This window comes from Streptomyces sp. NPDC096152 (genome assembly GCF_044763235.1).
In the GTDB taxonomy this organism is placed as follows: Bacteria; Actinomycetota; Actinomycetes; order Streptomycetales; family Streptomycetaceae; genus Streptomyces.
This window is the reverse complement of record NZ_JBIWFW010000004.1, coordinates 76,799-96,353: the sequence shown is the minus strand read 5'-3', so window position 1 is coordinate 96,353 and position 19,555 is coordinate 76,799. Positions and strand designations below refer to the sequence as shown.

19 protein-coding genes and 2 pseudogenes are annotated in these 19,555 nt (G+C 74.0%); 14 read left to right on the top strand and 7 right to left on the bottom strand.

Going from position 1 to position 19,555, the window contains the following annotated elements; translation table 11 throughout:
* Positions 1-115: 115 nt before the first annotated feature.
* Positions 116-1,273, bottom strand: coding sequence for an ATP-grasp domain-containing protein (locus tag ACIQ9G_RS15140; protein ID WP_403608956.1), 1,158 nt, complete (start codon positions 1,271-1,273; stop codon positions 116-118).
* Between the two features lie 381 nt (positions 1,274-1,654).
* Here ACIQ9G_RS15140 and ACIQ9G_RS15135 point away from each other — a divergent pair, with 381 nt between their 5' ends.
* Both ACIQ9G_RS15135 and ACIQ9G_RS15130 read left to right on the top strand, forming a co-directional pair.
* Complete coding sequence (locus ACIQ9G_RS15135; protein WP_403608955.1) at positions 1,655-2,515, top strand: metallophosphoesterase family protein; 861 nt, start codon at positions 1,655-1,657, stop codon at positions 2,513-2,515.
* Positions 2,512-3,192 carry a 4'-phosphopantetheinyl transferase gene (locus ACIQ9G_RS15130; RefSeq protein WP_403608953.1) on the top strand — a complete coding sequence of 227 codons (681 nt, stop codon included), beginning with the start codon at positions 2,512-2,514 and terminating at the stop codon, positions 3,190-3,192. The genes ACIQ9G_RS15135 and ACIQ9G_RS15130 overlap by 4 nt, the downstream gene beginning before the upstream one ends.
* A gap of 73 nt (positions 3,193-3,265) precedes the next feature.
* Here the strand turns inward: ACIQ9G_RS15130 and ACIQ9G_RS15125 are convergent, their stop codons facing one another.
* The 3 genes and pseudogenes from ACIQ9G_RS15125 to ACIQ9G_RS15115 form a co-directional block, all read right to left on the bottom strand.
* Complete coding sequence (locus ACIQ9G_RS15125; RefSeq protein ID WP_403608952.1) at positions 3,266-3,490, bottom strand: hypothetical protein; 225 nt, start codon at positions 3,488-3,490, stop codon at positions 3,266-3,268.
* Positions 3,491-3,945: 455 nt separating this feature from the next.
* Positions 3,946-4,482, bottom strand: a pseudogene (locus tag ACIQ9G_RS15120) (toxin-antitoxin system, toxin component); the annotation flags it as partial.
* Positions 4,483-4,514: 32 nt separating this feature from the next.
* A complete protein-coding gene (locus tag ACIQ9G_RS15115; RefSeq protein WP_403608951.1) occupies positions 4,515-5,171 on the bottom strand; it encodes a helix-turn-helix domain-containing protein in 657 nt (218 codons plus the stop codon).
* 225 nt (positions 5,172-5,396) lie between these two features.
* Here ACIQ9G_RS15115 and ACIQ9G_RS15110 point away from each other — a divergent pair, with 225 nt between their 5' ends.
* Positions 5,397-6,068, top strand: a complete 672-nt coding sequence (locus tag ACIQ9G_RS15110; RefSeq protein ID WP_403608950.1) for a hypothetical protein — start codon at positions 5,397-5,399, stop codon at positions 6,066-6,068.
* Between the two features lie 217 nt (positions 6,069-6,285).
* On the opposite strand, the gene ACIQ9G_RS15105 is transcribed toward ACIQ9G_RS15110, so the two are convergent.
* Positions 6,286-7,083 carry a cache domain-containing protein gene (locus ACIQ9G_RS15105; RefSeq protein WP_403608948.1) on the bottom strand — a complete coding sequence of 266 codons (798 nt, stop codon included), beginning with the start codon at positions 7,081-7,083 and terminating at the stop codon, positions 6,286-6,288.
* Between the two features lie 36 nt (positions 7,084-7,119).
* Positions 7,120-7,791, bottom strand: coding sequence for a FadR/GntR family transcriptional regulator (locus ACIQ9G_RS15100; protein ID WP_403610020.1), 672 nt, complete (start codon positions 7,789-7,791; stop codon positions 7,120-7,122).
* A gap of 292 nt (positions 7,792-8,083) precedes the next feature.
* Here ACIQ9G_RS15100 and ACIQ9G_RS15095 point away from each other — a divergent pair, with 292 nt between their 5' ends.
* The 10 genes from ACIQ9G_RS15095 to ACIQ9G_RS15050 all read left to right on the top strand — a co-directional run bounded on the left by ACIQ9G_RS15095 (position 8,084) and on the right by ACIQ9G_RS15050 (position 17,985).
* Positions 8,084-9,121, top strand: coding sequence for an ABC transporter ATP-binding protein (locus ACIQ9G_RS15095; RefSeq protein WP_403608947.1), 1,038 nt, complete (start codon positions 8,084-8,086; stop codon positions 9,119-9,121).
* A 27-nt stretch (positions 9,122-9,148) separates the two neighbouring features.
* Positions 9,149-10,348, top strand: a complete 1,200-nt coding sequence (locus tag ACIQ9G_RS15090; protein ID WP_403608946.1) for an ABC transporter substrate-binding protein — start codon at positions 9,149-9,151, stop codon at positions 10,346-10,348.
* Positions 10,349-10,351: 3 nt separating this feature from the next.
* Positions 10,352-11,251 (top strand): ABC transporter permease, encoded by a 900-nt coding sequence (locus ACIQ9G_RS15085; RefSeq protein WP_403608945.1) that lies wholly within the window; start codon positions 10,352-10,354, stop codon positions 11,249-11,251.
* A 17-nt stretch (positions 11,252-11,268) separates the two neighbouring features.
* The gene (locus tag ACIQ9G_RS15080) at positions 11,269-12,084 is read left to right on the top strand and encodes an ABC transporter permease (protein ID WP_403608944.1); all 816 of its coding nucleotides are present in this window, start codon (positions 11,269-11,271) and stop codon (positions 12,082-12,084) included.
* Positions 12,085-12,274: 190 nt separating this feature from the next.
* Positions 12,275-13,465, top strand: a complete 1,191-nt coding sequence (locus tag ACIQ9G_RS15075) for an NAD(P)/FAD-dependent oxidoreductase (RefSeq protein WP_403608943.1) — start codon at positions 12,275-12,277, stop codon at positions 13,463-13,465.
* Complete coding sequence (locus tag ACIQ9G_RS15070) at positions 13,462-13,761, top strand: (2Fe-2S)-binding protein (RefSeq protein WP_403608941.1); 300 nt, start codon at positions 13,462-13,464, stop codon at positions 13,759-13,761. The genes ACIQ9G_RS15075 and ACIQ9G_RS15070 overlap by 4 nt, the downstream gene beginning before the upstream one ends.
* The gene (locus tag ACIQ9G_RS15065) at positions 13,751-15,124 is read left to right on the top strand and encodes an NAD(P)/FAD-dependent oxidoreductase (RefSeq protein ID WP_403608940.1); all 1,374 of its coding nucleotides are present in this window, start codon (positions 13,751-13,753) and stop codon (positions 15,122-15,124) included. The genes ACIQ9G_RS15070 and ACIQ9G_RS15065 overlap by 11 nt, the downstream gene beginning before the upstream one ends.
* Positions 15,121-16,017 carry a dihydrodipicolinate synthase family protein gene (locus ACIQ9G_RS15060; protein WP_403608938.1) on the top strand — a complete coding sequence of 299 codons (897 nt, stop codon included), beginning with the start codon at positions 15,121-15,123 and terminating at the stop codon, positions 16,015-16,017. Before ACIQ9G_RS15065 ends, ACIQ9G_RS15060 begins: the two co-directional genes overlap by 4 nt.
* Positions 16,018-16,267: 250 nt before the next feature.
* Complete coding sequence (locus ACIQ9G_RS15055; RefSeq protein ID WP_403608936.1) at positions 16,268-17,269, top strand: proline racemase family protein; 1,002 nt, start codon at positions 16,268-16,270, stop codon at positions 17,267-17,269.
* A gap of 44 nt (positions 17,270-17,313) precedes the next feature.
* On the top strand, positions 17,314-17,985 hold the full coding sequence (locus ACIQ9G_RS15050) for a GntR family transcriptional regulator (RefSeq protein WP_403610017.1): 672 nt from the start codon (positions 17,314-17,316) through the stop codon (positions 17,983-17,985).
* Between the two features lie 13 nt (positions 17,986-17,998).
* Here ACIQ9G_RS15050 and ACIQ9G_RS15045 read toward each other — a convergent pair.
* A pseudogene (locus tag ACIQ9G_RS15045) lies at positions 17,999-18,102 on the bottom strand (oxidoreductase); the annotation flags it as partial.
* Positions 18,103-18,263: 161 nt separating this feature from the next.
* On the opposite strand from ACIQ9G_RS15045, the gene ACIQ9G_RS15040 reads away from it, so the two are divergent.
* Complete coding sequence (locus ACIQ9G_RS15040) at positions 18,264-19,478, top strand: Rieske 2Fe-2S domain-containing protein (RefSeq protein WP_403608935.1); 1,215 nt, start codon at positions 18,264-18,266, stop codon at positions 19,476-19,478.
* The last annotated feature ends 77 nt before the right edge of the window (positions 19,479-19,555 follow it).

Genomic DNA, 19,555 nt, shown 5'->3' with positions numbered 1-19,555 from the left:
GGCGCCGGGATTGGTCCAGACCGGTATCGAGTTGTGGCCGGCGGTCGCCCGTCGGGGGCCGCCGCGGTGGGGCGGGTCCCCGGACGCGCGTCCGGGAGTGTCGGGGCGCGGGAGTCTAGGCGGGTGCCGTGGCCCGCGGGGTGGTCCGTGCCGTGGCGGCTCCGGCCGGTTCCGTGGCCGGTGCGGGCACGGCCGGCGGCAGCGGCTCCGGCTCCTGCGCGCGCTGCGCCGGAAGGGACACCGGCCGCAGCGGACGCGGGCCCGACACCACCGTGTAGTCCTGTCCCAGGAACGGGGGCTCGATCTCCCCGGGGTCCTCGCCCAGCGCCAACTGCACTGCCGCCCAGGGGGCGTTGATCCCGCACAGGGACAGTTGGTGCAGCCCGCCCGCCGGCCGGGTGTTGACGTCCAGCAGGACCGGGTGGTCGCCGTACATCCGGAACTGGATGTTGGACAGGTAGTGCAGCCCGAAGCCCTCCGCGATCCGGAAGGCCGGCTCCAGCCACCGCTCGTGCACGGTGAAGCCGCGGCGACGGCCGTTCTTGGTGCGGCCCACGGCCATGCGGACACGGTTGTCCGGCCCGGTCAGGCAGTCGACCGACACCTCCGGCTGCTCCAGCCGCGGCATCACCAGCCAGTCGACCTGCCCGGCCGCCTCCTCGTCCGCCTCCTCCAGGGCCCGCAGCACCAGGTCGAGCGGGACGGAGGGGCTCGGGAAGCCACTCAGCTGCGTGAGCGAGAAGGGGGCACGGGTGATCATCCGGAAGCCCACGCCGCCCGCGCCGGACGCCGGCTTGAAGCACGCCCGGTGCCCCGCCGACTCCAACTCCTCGACTGCGGACAGGAGTTCGTCGGCGGTGCGAACCCGCCACCAGGGCGGCACCGGCACGCCGATAGAGCGGACCGCCTCGTACGCGGTCGCCTTGTCCTCGAAGACGGCGACCGCCTCGGGAGTCGGCGCGAGCAACGCGGTGCCCGCCGCCGCGAAGTCGGCGCGGTGCGCCACGATCGCCGCCTGGTGCAACCGCGGGACGAACACGTCGATGCCGCGCCGCCGGCACTGGGCCAGCGCGTACTCCACGTACCCGGCCGGGGACAGGCCCTCGGGTTCCATTTCGGCGGTGTCGGCGGCGGCCAGTACGGGGGAGTCGGCGTCGCCGTGCGTCGCGTGGATCTCCACGGCCCGGTCGCTGGGATTTCTCCGCAGCTGATCCATGAAGAACACGTTCTCCGCGTACGTGCGGTTGAGCCAGACGCGTACGCGAGAGACCATGCAGGCCGCCTTTCGGGGTGCGCGGGCAGGCCGAAGCGGGCCGTGCCCGGCCAGGGGGGAGGAAGGGACACCAAACCGCCCTGCGCGAGGGAGAGTTACGGCGGTGGTGTTGGGGCGATCATACGGCTTCCGAGGGCCGCCGCGTGCAACGCGCGTGTTACGGATTCGCCGCTTCCGCGGACCCCGGCGAGGGGGGCGTCCGGCACCCGGCCACGGGGGCGCCCGGCAGCCGCGAGGCCGGCCGTCACGGATCGCCGCACGACCTTCCCGTGAGCAGTGGCTTTCGGCCGACGCGCCCCGCCGTCGGCGCGGAGTTCCCTTGTCCGGGCGGCGCCGGGTGTGTTCTTGTGGTCACCGTCGTGCGCGCGGAGGGGGCGACAGGTGACGAGGAAGGCCGGCGGTGCCGGAGAACTGCTGGCCGTCAGCGACCTGCACATCGGATACGCCGAGAACCGCGCCCTGGTGGAGGCGATGGTGCCCGGCTCCGACGACGACTGGCTGCTGGTGGCCGGGGACGTCGCCGAGACCGTGGCCGACATCCGCTGGGCCCTGAAGACGCTGGCGGACCGCTTCCGCACCGTGGTGTGGGCCCCCGGGAACCACGAGCTGTGGACCCATCCGAGGGACACCGTCACGCTGCGCGGTGTCGCGCGCTATGAGCACCTCGTCGAGGTCTGCCGCGACCTGGGCGTCATCACGCCCGAGGACCCCTACCCGGTCTGGGACGGTCCCGGCGGCCCGGTTGCCGTGGCGCCGCTGTTCCTGCTGTACGACTACTCCTTCCTGCCGGCCGGCTGCGCCACCAAGGACGAGGGGCTGGCCTACGCGCACGGCACGCGCATCGTGTGCAGCGACGAGTACCTGCTGCACCCCGACCCCTACCCGAGCCGCGAGGCCTGGTGCCGGGCCCGCGTCGCGGAGACCGGGCGCAGGCTCGCCGAACTGTCCGGCGACCTGCCCACGGTGCTGGTCAACCACTATCCGCTGGACCGGCACCCCATGGACGTCCTGTGGCACCCCGAGTTCGCCATGTGGTGCGGCACCCGGCTGACCGCCGACTGGCACCGCAGGTTCCGCGTGGCCACCATGGTCTACGGCCACCTCCACATCCCGCGGACCACCTGGCACGAGGGCGTCCGCTTCGAGGAGGTGTCGGTGGGTTACCCCCGTGAATGGCGCAAGCGCCCGGAACCGCCGGGACGGCTGCGCCGTGTGCTGCCGATGGAGGTCGGATCCCGTTGATCGAGGAGCTGCTCCCGGACTCGGTGGTGGCCGTGGAGGCGTACGGCGACGACGAGACCGACCGCGCCCCGCTGCACCCCGAGGAGCTGGCGGTGGTGGCGCAGGCGGTGGACAAGCGCCGCCGTGAGTTCGCCGCCGTGCGCGCCTGCGCCCGACGGGCCATGGAGAAGCTCGGCGTGCCGCCGCAGCCCGTACTGCCCGGCGACCGCGGCGCCCCGCGCTGGCCGGAGGGACTGACCGGCAGCATGACCCACTGCGACGGCTACCGGGCCGCCGCCCTGGTCCGCGCCACCGACCTGGCCTCCCTCGGTATCGACGCCGAGCCCCATGCCCCGCTGCCCGAGGGCGTCCTGGCCGCCGTCGCCCTGCCCGCCGAGCGGGAGCGGCTGAGCCTGCTGGCCACCCGGGAGCCCTCCGTGCACTGGGACCGGCTGCTGTTCAGCGCCAAGGAGTCCGTCTACAAGGCGTGGTTCCCCCTCACCGGGAAGTGGCTGGACTTCACCGAGGCGGACATCGAGGTCCACACCGACCCCGGGACGCCGCGGCTCGGCGGCTTCCGTGCCGAACTGCTGGTCCCCGGGCCTCTGGTGGGCGGCCGCCCGCTCACGCACTTCGAGGGCCGCTGGGCCGCCCGGCGGGGCCTGGTGGCCACCGCCGTGACGGTTCCTCACGTCTGACACCCCTCATGCGGGGGCAGGCGACCCGTCCCCGCATGAGGTCCACCGGCCCGAAGAGGTCCGGCGGCGCGGCTCACGACCCCGGGCACCAGCTCCGCAGCAGACGGAAGAACGCCTCCTCGTTCCCGGTGAGACCCGCGCGGGCCAGGGCGCGCTCCGCCTCGGCCAGCACGGCGGGCGGCACGAGCGGCGGCCGGACGTCCGGTGGCCCGTCGAAGGCCGCGCGTACCGTGTGCAGCAACCGCAGGTAGGTCTGGACGGCGGTGCGCTCGCGGTCGGTCAGTACGGCGGTCGGCATGGTTCGCTCTCCCCGGTCGGCGTCACACGGTCACGCGCCCGGCCCCTCGAAGGGCGCGTACGCCTCCGCACGGCGGCTGCGCACTCCCAGCTTGCCGCCCGCCACTGACAACGCCCCCGGGGATCCGTGCCGGTTCGCCCGCTCAGCGGAGGCGAAACCAGCCAGAACCCCTGGGCCGACCACCGGCCCGCGCGCCGACCGCGCCGTGTCTGTACTGCCCCGCCCCGCGTTGCCCCGCCGCCTCAGGCCGGCTCGCCCTGCCGCCGGTCCGCCGCACGGGCGTCACGGGCGCCCGGAGCCGCGCATGCGTTCCGGGCGTCGTGCGCGTTTCGGGCCTCGCGTCCGTCCTGTGCCTCGCCCGCGTCCCGGGCGGCTTCCGGGGCGTCCTCGGCCCCGGGGGCGTCCCCGGCCTCGAATTCGTCCCCGTCCCCGGGGGCGTCGTGCGCCTCGCCCTCGCCGCGGCGGCCCAGATACCCCAGGGACGCCTCGATCCGCCCGGCGAGATGATTGCGCCGTACCGGCCCCCGCAGCGACGAACCGGCCAGCCAGGTACGGCACTTGCTGGCGAGGAGCAGCCCGAAGGCCTCGGCCTGCTCCTCCTCGGTGACGTCGAACCGGGTGCGCGCCGCGGCCCGGTGCACGGTCGCCCGCAGGTCGGCGAGGTCGGTCCGGTCGCCGATCAGGCGCGCGGCGACCGAGACGCCGTCGACGTGATGCCCGCAGTGCCCGGCCTGCATGTGCCACAGCTCGTGGCCGAGGATGACCAACTGGTGGTCAGGAGCCGTGCGTTCCTCCACCAGGACCAGGTCCTGGTCGGTCATGTCGAGCCACAGCCCGCTGGCGGTGCCGGGCGGGAAGGCGGCCGTACGGTAGCGGACGGGCCGGCCGCGGCGCCTGCTCATGGCGTCGCACAGCGCGGCGTACAGCTCGGCCGGCCGGGCCGGTGCCGGCAAGGTCAGCTCCGCGACCAGCTCGCCGCACAGGCGGCGCATGTCCCTGCCGATGCCCACGTTCCTCCCCAGCATCACGACTCGGGCCGCTTGACGCTCTCCAGAAGCATGTCCAGCCACTCCGCGACCTTGTCGCGGTGCTGGTCGGTGGGCAGTTGCGCGGCCCGCCAGGCGATCCCGCGCACGCCGTGGTCCTGCAACAGCCGTTCGAGCGGGTCGTCGGCGGCCTCGGCGGCCTGCCGCTCGCGGTCGGCGAGCCGCTGGAGGAGCTCCTGCTCGCTGCGCTGGAGCGCGCCCGACAGGGCCTCGGGGTCCTCGGCCGTGAGGAAGCCGGCGTGCACCCGGAAGAAGCGCTGGATGGCGTCGCAGTGCTCCATGGTGGGGCGCCGGTCGCCGTTGATGAGGGCGCCCGCCTGCTGCCGCGACATGCCCGCGCCGTCGGCGATCTCCTGCTGCGTGTAGCGGCGCCCGTTGGGCTTCAGCCGGGTGCGGCGCAGCAGGTCCAGCCGCTGCAGGAACCGGGCCTGCACGTCCGGCTCGCCCGCGGGCCGTCCGCTGAGCAGGGCCCTGACCACGGGTTCCGGCACGCCGCAGGCCACGGACAGGCGGCTGACGTCGAAGACCTCCGCGTGCGGGACGTCGAGCCGGTCGGCGAGTGCGGTGACGCGTGCGACGACGGCCGGCAGGACAGCCGACGCCGTGGTGCCCGGATCCTCGAAGCCATCCGTCACCGACAGATCTCCTACGTCTCTCACAGGCTTCTCACAAGCGGTTGCCGTGAACTTCCCGGAGAGTAGCGGGTCGTTCGAACTCACATCCAGGTCTCGCCACAACTGTGGCCAATTTCAGCCGTCAACGGGCATGAAATGCCACGATAGTTGACACGCCTCGCGTCGGAGCAGGAGGATCAAGGCGCCGCGTGAAGGCCGCAGAGGCAAGAGGGGTGACACCTCCCGATGGCATTTCAGGCAGGAGGGCAGCGGCCGGAACCGCGGCCCGTCCCCGAGAGTCCCGAGGCGCGGGCCTATCTTCAGGACTACGCCGCGCTTCTGGAGGCCGTCTCCTTCCCCTCGTTCGTCGTCGACAACCGCTGGGACGTGGTCCTCACCAACAGTGCCTTCACCTCGCTCTTCGGCGGGGTCGGACCGCACCCCACGGCCATGCCGCACGACAACTTCCTGCGGTTCGTGCTGTTCCACCCGGACGCGGGCAGCGTCCTCGGCGAGCACGAGTCACGGTGGTGCCTGCCGATGCTGGCGCACTTCGAGGCCGCCATGGAGCGCCGCGGTCACGACCCCGCGCTCCAGGCCGTCCGCCGCGACATCGCGCAGGACCCCATCATGGAGGCCGCCTACCGGCACGGCCTGCCGCACTGGATCCGCGCGGTCGGTGACGCGGCCGTCGTGTCCGACGGCGCGGTCCGCCCGCTGCTGCACCCGGACCCGCGCTGGGGCGCCACCGACTGCCGCATCATCGAGGAGACCCCGGCCACCCTGCGCGACCTCGGCTGCACACGGCTCACCCTGGTCCTGCGCGAGACGCGCCGTCCCCCGTCGGCCCCGCGCGGACGACCGCGCCCGCGGCGTGCGGCGAGCCACCTCAGCGTGGTGACCGCCCCGGAGGCCTGACCCGGCACCGTCGGCGTTCAGGTCGCCGACGGCGCCGGGTTCGCCCACCTCGACGACCCCGCCCCGGACGCCGGGCTCACGCATTCCGACCGTCTCGCGCGATTCGCCCCGGACACCGGGCTCCCGCATTCCACCGCGCGCGACTCGCCCCCAGCGCCGGGCCCGCGCACCCCGCCCGCCTCGCCCGCGCCGCGCCACCGCCGTACCGCCCGCGCCCTCACCTATCGCCGATCACGAGCACGAGCGGAACCGACCGGCACGGCACCAGCCGCAGCCCGCCGTGGGCGACGGCCCGCGCCCGTTCCAGCACCGCCCCGAAGTCCGGCCCCCGGGTGAGCGATCCGGCCAGATGCGCCGGATCGGCGGAGGCCGCCACCCGCCCCCGGGCGTTCACCAGGCGGGCGGGGCCGGGCAGTTCCCGCAGCAGCGGCAGCACCGCCGCCTCGAAGTGCCGCAGATACACGTCGGCCGCGGCCACCCCCGCGAACCGGCCCGCCACGGTCACCGGCGCGGACAGCGTCAGGCTGTACTCGTCGGAGCAGAGGTAGTCGACGTAGGGCCCGGCCACCGCCCGCAGCCCGGTGTCGCGGGGCAGCGCGAACCAGTCCCAGTGCGTGTAGTCCGCGTACGCCGACCGCCCCGGATCGAGGTCGGGCAGCAGCGGCCGTACGTCCCCCTGTGCCGTGCTCTGCCACCACTCCAGCCAGGCCGGCACATCGGCCAGCAGCCCCGGCGCGGCGATGAAGCCGACCCCGGAGACCAGTTCCTCGCGGGCCAGGCGCAGATGCAGCCCCGGCCGCAGCGCGGCGAGGTCGGCGGTGGCCGGCCGGCGTCCCCGCCCGGCCGCCCGCGCCAGCAGCTCGGCCGTGTCCGCGGCGGTGTCGGCGACCACGTCGAAAACAGCCTCCAGGGCGCGGCCCACCCGCGTGGTCACGCGCGCCTCCACCCGTTCCGCCACGGACGCGTCCCGCGCGGCGACGGCCGCCGCCTCGGTGAGCGCGGGGCTGTGGCTCATGGCGCCCTCCAGCGGACGGGAGCGGAGGCGGTGCGGCTACAGGGTCAGGCGTACGGCGACGAGCCGCGCCACCGACTCCCGCACGCACCGCTCGGCCGACGTGCGGGCCGAATCACGGTCCCCATCCTGCACGGCACAGATCACGGCACGATGACGTTCTGCGACTTCTTCACGATATTCGTCGTCGCCGAACACCAGGCACAGCAGCGCCCCGACCTCCGTCTGCAGGGCGACCTGCTCCCGGGTGAGCCGCGCGGACTGCGCGGCCGCCGCCAGCTCCACATGGAACCGGCCGTACAGCCGGCTGCGCCCCGCCGCGTCCTCGGCGTGCGCCAGCTCCCCGGCCGTACGGCGCAGGTGGGTCAGGTCGTGCGGCTCCGTGCGCTCCGCCGCGAGCCGGGCCGCGGTGCCCGACAGGGCGGCCCAGTGGTCGCCGAGGTCGCGCAGTTCCTCGGTGCTCCAGCCGCGCAGCCGGGACTTCAGCCGCTCCTCGCCCGGCACTTCGGGCAGCGCGACGAAGCTGCCGCCGCCGCGTCCGCGCCGGGTGGTCACCAGACCCTGCTGCCGCAGCGCCATCAGCGCCTCCCGCAGGGTCACCGTGGACACACCGAGCAGGCCCGCCAGTTCGCTCTCGCCGGGCAGCTGTTCCCCGTCCGCGAGCAGCCCGAGTTCGATGGCGTCGCCGATCCGGCGCACTACGGCGTCCACCCGGGCCCGGCCGTCGACCGGCGCGAAGACGGCCCTGCGGGCGTCGGCGGCTCCGAGGGCGCCGCCCGTCGCGCCGGTCCCGCCTGTCCCGCGGGCACCGCCCGTGGTGCCCGTGGCCCCGCCGAAGGTGCCGGCCTCGCCGGTCGGGCCGGGCCCGCGCCCGAGTTCTTCTTGCTTCACGGTCACCACCTTGCCAGTTGACCCAAGCTTTGCCTTGAGGCGGTCTTGAGATTTGAACTATGACTTCATATGTTTCCGCTCAACGTTCGAGAGCGCCAGAAAGGTTCCCCGCATGGAGGGAATGGCCGTACGGCTGCAGGGCCTGCGGAAGACGTTCGGGGAGACGGCCGCGGTGGCCGGGGTCGACCTGGAGATCCGGGACGGGGAGTTCTTCTCGATGCTCGGCCCCTCCGGCTCGGGAAAGACGACGGTCCTGCGCCTGATCGCCGGCTTCGAGACGCCGACCGAGGGCCGTATCGACCTCGCCGGGCGGGAGGTCACCGGCCTCGCGCCCTTCGAGCGGGACGTCCACACCGTCTTCCAGGACTACGCGCTGTTCCCGCACATGACCGTCGAGCAGAACGTCGCCTACGGCCTCAAGATCCGCAAGGTCCCCAAGGCCGAGCGGCTGGTGCGGGCCCGCAAGGCCCTCGCCGAGGTGCGGCTCGACGGCCTGGGCAAGCGCCGCCCCGCGCAGCTCTCGGGCGGTCAGCGCCAGCGCGTCGCACTGGCCCGCGCCCTCGTCGGCCGCCCCCGCGTGCTGCTCCTCGACGAGCCGCTCGGCGCCCTCGACCTGAAGCTGCGCGAGCAGATGCAGGTCGAACTCAAGGCGCTGCAACGCGAGGTCGGCATCACGTTCGTCTTCGTCACCCACGACCAGGAGGAGGCCCTGACGATGAGCGACCGGATCGCGGTCTTCCACCAGGGCCGCATCGAACAGGTCGGCGCCCCCGCCGAGATCTACGAGCGCCCGGCGACCTCGTTCGTGGCGTCCTTCGTCGGCACCTCGAACATGCTGCACGGCGAGTCCGCCCGGCGGATCCTGGGCGCCTCCGGCACGCACAGCATCCGCCCGGAGAAGATCCGGGTGCTCAAGGAGTCCGCCACCGCCGACGAGCCGGAGCTCGCCACCGCCACGGGCACCGTCGCCGAGGTCGTCTACCTGGGCGACAGCACCCGCTTCCTGGTCGACCTCGACGCCGGCGGCCGGCTCACCGCTCTCCAGCAGAACCTGGAGACCTCCGCCGAGGACGTCGCCGCCTACCGCGGCACCCGAGTCCGCCTGACGTGGCAGCGCCGCCACGCGGTCCAGGTCCCCGACGCCCGCTGACCCACCCCGCCCCCCAGGGAGAACCTCGTGCGCCTCACCCGAACCCTTCAGGCCGCGGCCGCCGCCGCGCTGCTGCTGACGGCCACCGCCTGCGGATCCTCCGGTTCCTCGGGCTCCTCCTCGGCCACCGGACTCAACCCGCCCGACCTCAAGGCGCCGTCGAAGCTGGGCGCGGCGGAGGGCCAGGTCAACCTGATCGCATGGGCCGGCTACGTCGAGGACGGCTCCAACGACCCCAAGGCCGACTGGGTCGGCGCCTTCGAGAAGAACACAGGCTGTCAGGTCCACTCCAAGGTGGCGGCCAGCTCCGACGAGATGGTCAAGCTGATGAAGACCGGCCAGTACGACGCCGTGTCGGCCTCCGGCGACGCCTCGCTGCGCCTGATCGCCTCCGGCGACGCCGCCCCCGTCAACACCGCCCTCGTCCCGAACTACAAGGACATCTTCGGCGATCTGAAGATGCGGCCCTGGAACTCCGTCAAGGGCAAGGCGTACGGCATCCCGCACGGCCGCGGCGCCAACCTGCTGATGTACAACACCGAGAAGGTCAGCCCCGCGCCCACCTCCTGGTCCGCCGTCTTCGACGACGCGGCGGCACACCGGGGCCACGTCACCGCGTACGACTCGCCCATCTACATCGCCGACGCGGCCCTGTATCTCAAGGCCACCCGGCCCGAGTTGAAGATCAAGGACCCCTACGCGCTCGACCAGAGGCAGTTCGACGCCGCCGTCGCCCTGCTGAAGAAGCAGAACACGAACATCGGCGAGTACTGGGGCGACTACCTCAAGGAGGTCTCCGCCTTCAAGAGCGGCGACTCCGTGGTCGGCACCACCTGGCAGGTCATCGCCAACCTCGCCGCCTCCGAGGGCGCCAAGGTCAAGGCCGTGGTGCCGAAGGAGGGTTCGACCGGCTGGTCCGACACCTGGATGGTCGCCGCGAAGGCGAAGCACCCCACCTGCGCCTACAAGTGGCTGGACTGGATCGTCTCCCCGAAGGTCAACGCCCAGGTCGCCGAGTACTTCGGCGAGGCCCCCGCCAACGCCAAGGCCTGCGCGCGGACCGCCGACAAGAACTTCTGCGCCACCTACCACGCCGGCGACACCGCCTACTGGAAGCGGATCGCCTTCTGGAACACCCCCATCCAGCAGTGCCTGGACGGCCGCACCGACGTCAAGTGCGTCCCGTACGCACGGTGGGTGCAGGCCTGGACCGAGATCAAGGGCTGATCCATGACCGTCACCGCGCACAGCGCCGGGCGGGGCTCGCGGGCCACCGTCCGGCGGCTGGCCGGAGTGCTGCACCGCCACCCCCGGCTCCGGCTCTCCGCCCTGCTCACGGCCCCGCTGCTGTGGCTGACCGTGCTGTACCTCGGCTCGCTGACCGCGCTGTTCGTGTCCGCCTTCTGGACCACGGACGCCTTCACCTCCGAGGTGGTGCGGGTCTGGACGGCCGACAACTTCCGCGCGCTGCTGACCACGCCCGTCTACCGCCAGGTGGTGCTGCGCAGCGTCGGCGTCGCGCTCGCGGTCACGGCGCTGTGCGTGGTGATCGCCTTCCCGCTCGCCTTCTACACCGCCCGCGTGGCCCGGCCGCGCCGCCGCCCGCTGCTGGTGGTCGCCATCCTCACCCCGCTGTGGGCGAGTTACCTGGTCAAGGTGTACGCCTGGCGGCTGATCCTGTCCGAGGGCGGCCTCGCCGACTGGATGCTGAGGCCGTTCGGGCTCGCCGGTCCGGGGTTCGGCCTGCCGGCCACCGTGCTGACCCTGACATACCTGTGGCTGCCGTACATGATCCTGCCGATCCACACCGCCCTGGAGCAGCTGCCCGCCAACCTGCTCGACGCCTCCGCCGACCTGGGCGCCGGGGCCTGGCGCACCTTCCGCTCCGTGGTGCTGCCCATGGTGCTGCCGTCCGTGGCCGCCGGGTCGGTCTTCACCTTCTCGCTCAGCCTCGGCGACTACATCACCGTGCAGATCGTCGGCGGCAAGACCCAGCTGATCGGCAACCTCGTCTACTCCAACATCGAACTCAACCTGCCCATGGCCGCCGCGCTCGGCACGGTCCCCGTCGTCGTCATCGTGCTGTACCTGCTGGCCGTGCGCCGCACGGGCGCCCTCAGCAGTCTGTAAGAGGGGTGTTCCTCGTCATGCAGCTCTCCCGTCCGGCCCGCGTCGCGCTGCGCGTCGCCGCCGGCCTCGGCTTCGCGGTGATCTACGTGCCGCTGCTGCTGGTCCTCGTCAACTCCCTGAACCCGGACCGCAGCGCGAGCTGGCCGCCGCCCGGCCTGACCGCGCACTGGTGGTCGGTGGCCTGGGAAAACTCCGGTGCCCGCGCCGCCCTGTGGGTGTCGGTGAAGGCGGGCCTCGGCGCCACCGCCGTCGCCCTGGTCCTCGGCACGCTCATCGCCTTCGCGGTGGCCCGGCACCGCTTCTTCGGCCGCGACACGCTCTCCTTCGTGGTCGTCCTGCCGATCGCGCTGCCCGGCATCGTCACGGGCATCGCGCTCAACTCCGCGTTCAGCGCGGTCCTGGAGCCGCTCGGCGTCGGCCTCGGCCTGTTCACGGTGGTCGTCGGGCACGCCACCTTCTGCATCGTCGTCGTCTTCAACAATGTCGTCGCCCGGCTGCGGCGCACTTCCGGCTCCTACGAGGACGCGGCGGCCGACCTCGGCGCGCACACCTTCCGCGCCTTCGCCGACGTCACCTTCCCGCTGGTGCGCTCGGCGCTGTTCGCGGGCGGGCTGCTCGCCTTCGCGCTGTCCTTCGACGAGATCGTGGTGACCACCTTCACCGCCGGGCCGGGCGTCGAGACCCTGCCGGTCTGGATCTTCGGCAACATGACCCGGCCGCGGCAGGCGCCGGTGGTGAACGTCGTGGCGGCCCTCCTCGTCCTGCTGTCCGTCGTGCCCATCTACGTCGCCCAGCGGCTCTCGGCGGACACGGCGACCACGAGCCGGGTGTAGCCCCGAGCCGGCCGGGGTCGGTTGTCGCCCGGGTCCGGCGCGGGCCGCCCGGGTCCGGCCGGGGCTGTCAGGGGTCGGGCGGGGGCTGTCCGAGGCCGTCGGCGGGTGCCGGCCCGCGCGGGTGCGCGAGGGGCCGGGCCGCCCGGCCGGGCCTGTTCCCTCCGGGTGTGGTGTGTGACATAGTACTGGCGTGGGCGAGTCGCTGACCTGCGATGTCGTGATCGTCGGCGCCGGGATGGTGGGCGCCGCGTGTGCTCTGTACGCCGCTCGGGCGGGCCTGGACGTGACCGTGGTGGACCGCGGGCCGGTGGCCTCCGGCACTACGGGCGCGGGGGAGGGCAATCTCCTCGTCTCCGACAAGGAGCCCGGCCCCGAACTGGACCTGGCCCTGCACTCCCTGCACCTGTGGCGCGAACTCGCCGAGGAACTGGGCGATCTCGTCGAGTACGAGCCCAAGGGCGGGGTCGTCGTCGCCACCACCCCCGAGTCGTTGACCGCGCTGGAGGCCCTGGCGTCGGCCCAACGAGCACGCGGGGTGCGCGCGGTGGGCGTGCCCTCCGGGCAACTCCGCGAGCTGGAGCCGTACCTGGCGCCCGGCCTGGCCGGCGCCGTGCACTACCCGCAGGACGCCCAGGTCATGCCCGCCCTGGCCGCCGCGCACGTGCTGCGGGCCTCCGGCGCGCGGCTGCTGACCGGCCGGACGGTGGGCGAGGTGCTGCGCGGACCGGCGGGCGCGGTGCGCGGGGTGCGCACCGACCGCGGCACCGTCCACGCCCCCGCCGTCGTCAACGCGGCCGGGGTGTGGGGCGGCGAACTCGCCGCGCTCGCCGGGGTGTTCCTGCCCGTGCTGCCCCGGCGCGGCTTCGTCCTCGTCACCGAACCGCTGCCGCCGCGCGTCCGGCACAAGGTCTACGCGGCCGGCTACGTCGCCGATGTCGCCGGCGACTCGACCGCCCTGCGGACCTCCCCGGTGGTCGAGGGGACGGCCGCCGGACCGCTACTGATCGGCGCCGGCCGCGAACGGGTCGGCTTCGACCGGTCGTTGTCCCTGCCCGCGCTGCGGGCGCTGGCGGCGGGCGCGATCCGGCTGTTCCCGTTCCTGACCGGTGTACGGGCGCTGCGGACGTACGCCGGTTTCCGCCCGTACCTGCCCGACCACCTGCCCGCGATCGGCCCGGACCCCCGCGCGCCCGGGCTCTACCACGCGTGCGGGCACGAGGGCGCGGGCATCGGGCTGGCCACCGGGACCGGGCATCTGATCGCGCGGGCGCTGACCGGGGCGGAAGCCGCCCTGGACCCGGCGCCGTTCCGGCCCGACCGCTTCCCGCCGCCCGGCGCCGGACCGGCCCGCCCCGCGCGGGTCCGGGGGGAGGCCCGGTGAACCCGCTCGAACGGGCGGGGGCCCGGCCCGGCCCCGCCTTCACCGTCACCTTCGACGGCCGGGAGATCGAGGCGCTGCCCGGCCGGACGGTCGCCGCCGTGCTCTTGGCCGCGGGCGTCACCTCCTGGCGCACCACCCGGGGCGCGGGCCGCCCGCGCGGGGTGTTCTGCGGGATCGGTGTCTGCTTCGACTGCCTGGTGAGCGTCAACGGCCGCCCCAACCAGCGGGCCTGCCTGGTGCCGGTGCGGCCCGGTGACGTGATCCGCGCGCAGGAGGGGACGGGCCATGAGGACTGACCTCGCGGTGATCGGCGCGGGACCGGCGGGGCTCGCCGCGGCACTGGCGGCGGCCGCGCGCGGGACGCGGGTCACCCTGCTCGACGCGGCCCCGGCGCCCGGCGGGCAGTTCCACCGGCAGCCCGCACCCGGCCTCGGCGCCCGGCACTCCCGGACGCTCCACCACCACTGGCGGACCTGGGAGCGGCTGCGGGACGCGCTCGCGGCCAGTGATGTGCGCGTACTGACGGACCATCATGTCTGGTCCGTGGAACCCGGTTTCACCGTGCACGCCCTGCGCGGCCCGGACCAGCGGGAGCCCGTCGCGGTCCGCGCCCGCGCCGTGCTGCTCGCCACCGGCGGCTACGAGAAGGTGCTGCCCTTCCCCGGCTGGACCCTGCCCGGAGTCGTCACCGCGGGCGGAGCGCAGGCCCTGCTGAAGGGGGCGCTGGTGGTGCCGGGGCGCAGGGCCGTCGTGGCGGGCACCGGGCCGCTGCTGCTGCCGGTGGCGACCGGGCTGGCGGCGGCCGGGGCCGAGGTCGCCGCGCTGGTGGAGTCCACCGGACCCGGGGCCCTCGTACGTCACGGGCGGGCCCTGGCCGCCAAGGTGCCCGAGGGCGCCGGACACGCGGCCCGGCTGCTGCGCCACCGCATCCGCCTCCTGACCCGCCACACGGTCGTCCGCGCGCACGGCGACACCGCGCTGACCGGCGTCACCGTCGCCGCACTGGACACCACGGGCCGCGTCCGGCCCGGCACCGCCCGGCACCTCGACTGCGACACCCTCGCGATCGGGCACGGGATGCTCCCGCACACCGACCTCGCCCAGGCGCTCGGCTGCGGTCTCGACGGCCCGACCGTGCGGGTGGACGACGAGCAGCGCACGGACGTGCCGGGAGTGTGGGCGGCGGGGGAGACCACCGGCATCGGCGGCGCCGGCCTGGCGCTCGCGGAGGGCCACATCGCCGGCCGGTCGGCCGCGGCCCGGCTGAAGGGCACCGCACCCGACCCGCGCGGGTGGTCCGCGGCCGCCCGGGCCCGCCGCCGGCTGCGCGCCTGCGCGACGGCACTCGACGCCGCGTACGCCCCGCCCGCGCACTGGGCCGACCAGGTCACCGACGACACGGTGGTCTGCCGCTGCGAAGAGGTCACCGCGGGCGCCGTCCGCGCGGCGGTGACCGGGCTCGGCGCGGGAGACCTGCGCACCGTGAAGCTGCTCACCCGGGCCGGCATGGGCTGGTGCCAGGGCCGGATGTGCGCACCGGCGGTCGCCGGGACCGCCGGCTGCGAACTCGTCCCGGGCCGGATGCTGTTGGCCCGGCCCGTGCCGCTCGGCGTGCTCGCCCGCCACCCCGACGACGTCACCGAGGAGGGAACCCCATGACCATGACCGGCCACCGCCCCTGGCACGGCGTCCTCGTCGCCACCGCGCTGCCGCTGCGCGAGGACCTGTCCGTGGACTACGACCGCTACGCCGAGCAGTGCGCCTGGCTCGTCGACAACGGCTGCGACGGCGTCGTGCCCAACGGCTCGCTCGGCGAGTACCAGGTGCTCACCCCCGAGGAGCGCTCCAGGGTCGTCGACACCGCCGTCGCCGCGATCGGAGGGCAGCGCGTGGTGCCGGGCGTGGCCGCCTACGGGTCCGCCGAGGCCCGCCGCTGGGCCGAGCAGGCGGGCGGCGCCGGCTGCCGGGCGGTGATGCTGCTGCCGCCCAACGGCTACCGCGCCGACGAGCGTTCGGTCCTCGCCCACTACGCCGAGGTCGCCAGGACGGGCCTGCCCGTCGTCGCCTACAACAATCCCGTCGACACCAAGGTCGACCTCGTGCCCGAGCTGCTGGCGAGGCTGCACGGCGAGGGACACATCCGAGCCGTCAAGGAGTTCTCCGGAGACGTCCGCCGCGCCTGGCGGATCGCCGAACTCGCCCCGGACCTGGACCTGCTGGTCGGCGCCGACGACGTCCTGCTGGAGTTCGCCTTCGCGGGCGCCAAGGGCTGGGTGGCCGGCTTCCCGAACGTCCTGCCCGCCGCGACCGTCGAGCTGTTCCACGCCGCCGTCGACGGCGACCTGGCCACGGCCCGGCACCTGTACCGGCAGCTCCACCCGCTGCTGCGCTGGGACTCACGCCCCGAGTTCGTGCAGGCCGTCAAGCTGTCCATGGACGTGGCCGGACGGTACGGCGGTCCGGTGCGGCCGCCCCGTATGCCCCTGCTGCCGGGCCAGGAGGCCGCCGTCCGCGCCGCCACCGAGAAGGCCCTCGCGGCCGGACTCGCCTAGCGGCCCTGTCCGGCCGATCAAGTCCCAGGGAAGCGACAGTGACCGAGCAACGTGGGCCGAGCGGGGTCTGGTGCGTGCAGCTGCAAGGCGGAGGAGGGAGTCGACGCGATGGGGGTCCCCCCTGCTCGAGCGAAGCCGAGAGCTTGGGGGAGTCGGCGAGTGGCGACAACGCCGCAGATGTGCGTGCCGGACCCCGGGTCTGCGGCATGATCGGCCGGACAGGGCCTGGAGCCGGGGAGGGCGGACGCTGATGCGCAGCAGACTCGTCCTGCACGCCGTCGACTCGCACACCGAGGGCATGCCCACCCGCGTCGTCACCGGCGGGATCGGCACCGTGCCCGGAGCGACCATGAACGAGCGGCGACTGTGGTTCGCCGAACACCGGGACGACGTCCGGCGGTTGCTGATGGACGAACCGCGCGGCCACTCCGCCATGAGCGGGGCGATCCTCCAGCCGCCGACCCGCCCCGACTGCGACTGGGGCGTCCTCTACGTCGAGGTCTCCGGCTGTCTGCCGATGTGCGGGCACGGCACGATCGGCGTGGCGACCGTGCTGGTCGAGACGGGGATGGTCGAAGTGGCCGAACCGGTCACCACCATCCGGCTGGACACCCCGGCGGGCCCCGTGGTCGCCGAGGTCGACGTGCGCGACGGCGCCGCCGGGGCCGTGACGCTGCGCAACGTCCCGTCCTTCGCCGCCGGCCTCGGCCGCGAGGCCACCCTCCCGGACGGGCGGACGGTGACGTACGACCTCGCGTACGGCGGGAACTTCTACGCCATCGCGCCGCTGTCGGAGTTCGGCCTGCCCTTCGACCGCGCCCGCAAGGACGACATCATCGCCGCCGGACTGGCGCTGATGGAGGCGGTCGACGCCGAGGGGGAGCCGGTGCACCCGGGGGACCCGTCCATCCGCGGCTGCCACCACGTCCACCTGTACGCCCCCGGCGCCACCGCACGCCACTCGCGGCACGCGATGGTGATCCACCCCGGCTGGTTCGACCGCTCGCCCTGCGGCACCGGTACCAGCGCGCGGATGGCGCAGCTGCACGCGCGGGGCGAACTGCCCCTGCACACCGAGTTCGTGAACGAGTCCTTCATCGGCACCCGGTTCACCGGCCGGCTGCTCGGCACCACGGAGGTGGGCGGACGCCCCGCGGTGCTGCCCAGCTTCACCGGCCGCGCCTGGATCACCGGCACCGCCCAGTACCTCCTCGACCCCGAGGACCCCTTCCCGGCCGGGTTCGTCCTGTAGGCCGCACCGATAATGTGCCGGTGATCCAGGAGGAGGGCGACCGCATGGCACCGCAGCACGGCCCCGCACTGCCCGCACTGGGCGGCAGGAGGCCCAGCTACCGGGAGCGGGTGGCGGACGCGCTGCGGGCCGCGCTGATCACCGGCGAACTGCGTCCGGGCGAGGTGTACTCCGCGCCCGGCCTCGCCGCCCGCTTCGGGGTCTCCGCGACACCGGTGCGCGAGGCGATGCTCGACCTCGCGAAGGAGGGGCTGGTCGACACCGTCCCCAACAAGGGTTTCCGGGTCACCGCCGTCTCCGGGCGGCAGCTCGACGAGTACACCCACGTCCGTGCCCTGATAGAGATCCCGACCACGGCGTCGCTGGCGACCACCGCCGACCCCGGCGACCTGGCCGCGCTGCGGCCCGTCGCGCAGGAGATCGTGACCTCGGCCGCGGCCGGTGACCTCATCGGGTACGTCGAGGCGGACCTGCGCTTCCACCTCGGTCTGCTGGCCCTCGCGGGCAACGGCCACCTGGTGGAGGTGGTCAGCGACCTGCGGCGGCGCTCCCGGCTGTACGGGCTGACCTCCCTGGCCGAGCAGGGGCGGCTCCGGGCGTCGGCCGAGGAGCACCTGGACCTGCTGGACGCGCTGCTCGCCCGGGACGAGGAGGCCGCGCGGACGGTGCTGACCCGGCACCTCGGGCATGTGCGGGGACTCTGGGCCGCTCCCTGACCGTTCGGGGGCCGAGCACCAGCCGCCCTCCCCGGCACCGGGACAGGCAGATCATCATGGTCTCCCCGGACGCCCGTTCCCCTCGGTGAGCACCGCGTCGCGGTGGTCCGGGGTTCCGGCGAAACGGGGTGCTCATCCCTCCGGGCGTGCTGCGCACGACAGGGGCGGCGACATCCTGCCACCATGGGAGGGGGCCGAACCTGCCGCACCGGCGAGTCGGTGATGCCCGGGCTGACGCGCGACTGTCCAAGCCGGTGTTCCCTCGGCAAGGGAGAGGCATGACCGAAACAGACTCCGACGGGGCTGCGAGCCGCCGGCGTCCCGGGCCCCGCGATCCCGGCTCCGGCATCGTCGACCTGAGGCGTGTCGGGGCGAACCCCGACTTCTGGTATCCGGTCGCGCGGTCCGGGAAGGTGCGCAGCGGCCGGGTGATCGCGACCTCCTTCGCCGGCGAGCGGATCGCGCTCTACCGCGGGCGGAGCGGTGCCGTCCACGCGCTGGAGGACCGGTGCGCCCACCGGCAGGTGCCGTTGAGCATGGGGGTCGTGGAGGGCGAGACCCTCCGCTGCTGCTACCACGCCTGGGCCTATCGCGGCGACGGCCGCATCTCACAGATCCCGTACCTCTCCAAGGGCGACGGCCGGCCGCCGCGCGGCGTGCGCGGCTACCCCGTCCACGAGGCGTACGGCCTGGTGTTCGTCTTCCCCGGCGATCCGGAGAAGGCGGCGGTCACCCCCCTGCCCGAGCTGCCGGCGTTCGGCTCGCCGAAGTACAGGACCATGACCTTCTCCCGGACGGTGCGCTGCCACTACTCGTTCATGCACGAGAACCTGCTCGACATGAACCACCAGTTCCTGCATCGCGGCGTCGTCGGCAGGCTCCACCCCGAGCTGCTGGAGTACCGCACCGGCGAGCGGTCGGTGGAGGCCAAGTACCTGTTCACCCACGCTGGAGGGAAGCGAAACCGCGGCGCCGGCCTGCTGGCTGGGGAGGGCATCGGAGGCAGCGACTCCGCCGATGTGATGACCATCCGTACGGAGTACCCGTACCAGACACTCGACCTGGTCCCGGAGAACGCCGAACGCCCGGCCTTCCGCCTGTGGACCGCGTACGTGCCCGAGGACGCCGAGCAGCGCCGGTGTCACGTCTACGGCCTCCTCATGATCGAGAAGCCCGGGATTCCGGGCGCGCTGCACCTGGCGTGGCCGCTCATCAGGCACTTCACCGAGCGCGTGTTCGCCGAGGACCGCATGGCCGTCGAAGCCGAGCAACGGGCGTGGGACGAACAGGGCGAGGACCGCAACCACGAGGTCTTCCCCCTGATCCTGGACGTGCGCGAGGTGTTGCGCGCCAACGGTGTGCCGCTGCGCCCCCCGGTTGCCGTCTGCGGCCCGGCCTCGGGCGACGGCCGGGCGCCGGTGTCCGGCCACCACCCGGCAGGGCCGGGCACGCCCGCCGGTGCGGGGCCCTCCGTGGACCAGCCGGGCGTGTGAGCGCGGGGGAGAGCCGTTCGGCGGACGTCTGGTTCCGGCCCACCGCCTCGGTGATGTAGGGCGCCCCCGATTTTTTC

What these genes read in the sequence shown, in the direction of transcription:
- ACIQ9G_RS15140 (WP_403608956.1), bottom strand. Translation starts at nt 1,273, where the DNA reads ATGGTCTCTCGCGTACGCGTCTGGCTCAACCGCACGTACGCGGAGAAC.
- ACIQ9G_RS15125 (WP_403608952.1), bottom strand. Translation starts at nt 3,490, where the DNA reads ATGCCGACCGCCGTACTGACCGACCGCGAGCGCACCGCCGTCCAGACC.
- ACIQ9G_RS15110 (WP_403608950.1), top strand. Translation starts at nt 5,397, where the DNA reads ATGGCATTTCAGGCAGGAGGGCAGCGGCCGGAACCGCGGCCCGTCCCC.
- ACIQ9G_RS15105 (WP_403608948.1), bottom strand. Translation starts at nt 7,083, where the DNA reads ATGAGCCACAGCCCCGCGCTCACCGAGGCGGCGGCCGTCGCCGCGCGG.
- ACIQ9G_RS15095 (WP_403608947.1), top strand. Translation starts at nt 8,084, where the DNA reads ATGGAGGGAATGGCCGTACGGCTGCAGGGCCTGCGGAAGACGTTCGGG.
- ACIQ9G_RS15085 (WP_403608945.1), top strand. Translation starts at nt 10,352, where the DNA reads ATGACCGTCACCGCGCACAGCGCCGGGCGGGGCTCGCGGGCCACCGTC.
- ACIQ9G_RS15080 (WP_403608944.1), top strand. Translation starts at nt 11,269, where the DNA reads ATGCAGCTCTCCCGTCCGGCCCGCGTCGCGCTGCGCGTCGCCGCCGGC.
- ACIQ9G_RS15065 (WP_403608940.1), top strand. Translation starts at nt 13,751, where the DNA reads ATGAGGACTGACCTCGCGGTGATCGGCGCGGGACCGGCGGGGCTCGCC.
- ACIQ9G_RS15060 (WP_403608938.1), top strand. Translation starts at nt 15,121, where the DNA reads ATGACCATGACCGGCCACCGCCCCTGGCACGGCGTCCTCGTCGCCACC.
- ACIQ9G_RS15055 (WP_403608936.1), top strand. Translation starts at nt 16,268, where the DNA reads ATGCGCAGCAGACTCGTCCTGCACGCCGTCGACTCGCACACCGAGGGC.
- ACIQ9G_RS15050 (WP_403610017.1), top strand. Translation starts at nt 17,314, where the DNA reads ATGGCACCGCAGCACGGCCCCGCACTGCCCGCACTGGGCGGCAGGAGG.
- ACIQ9G_RS15040 (WP_403608935.1), top strand. Translation starts at nt 18,264, where the DNA reads ATGACCGAAACAGACTCCGACGGGGCTGCGAGCCGCCGGCGTCCCGGG.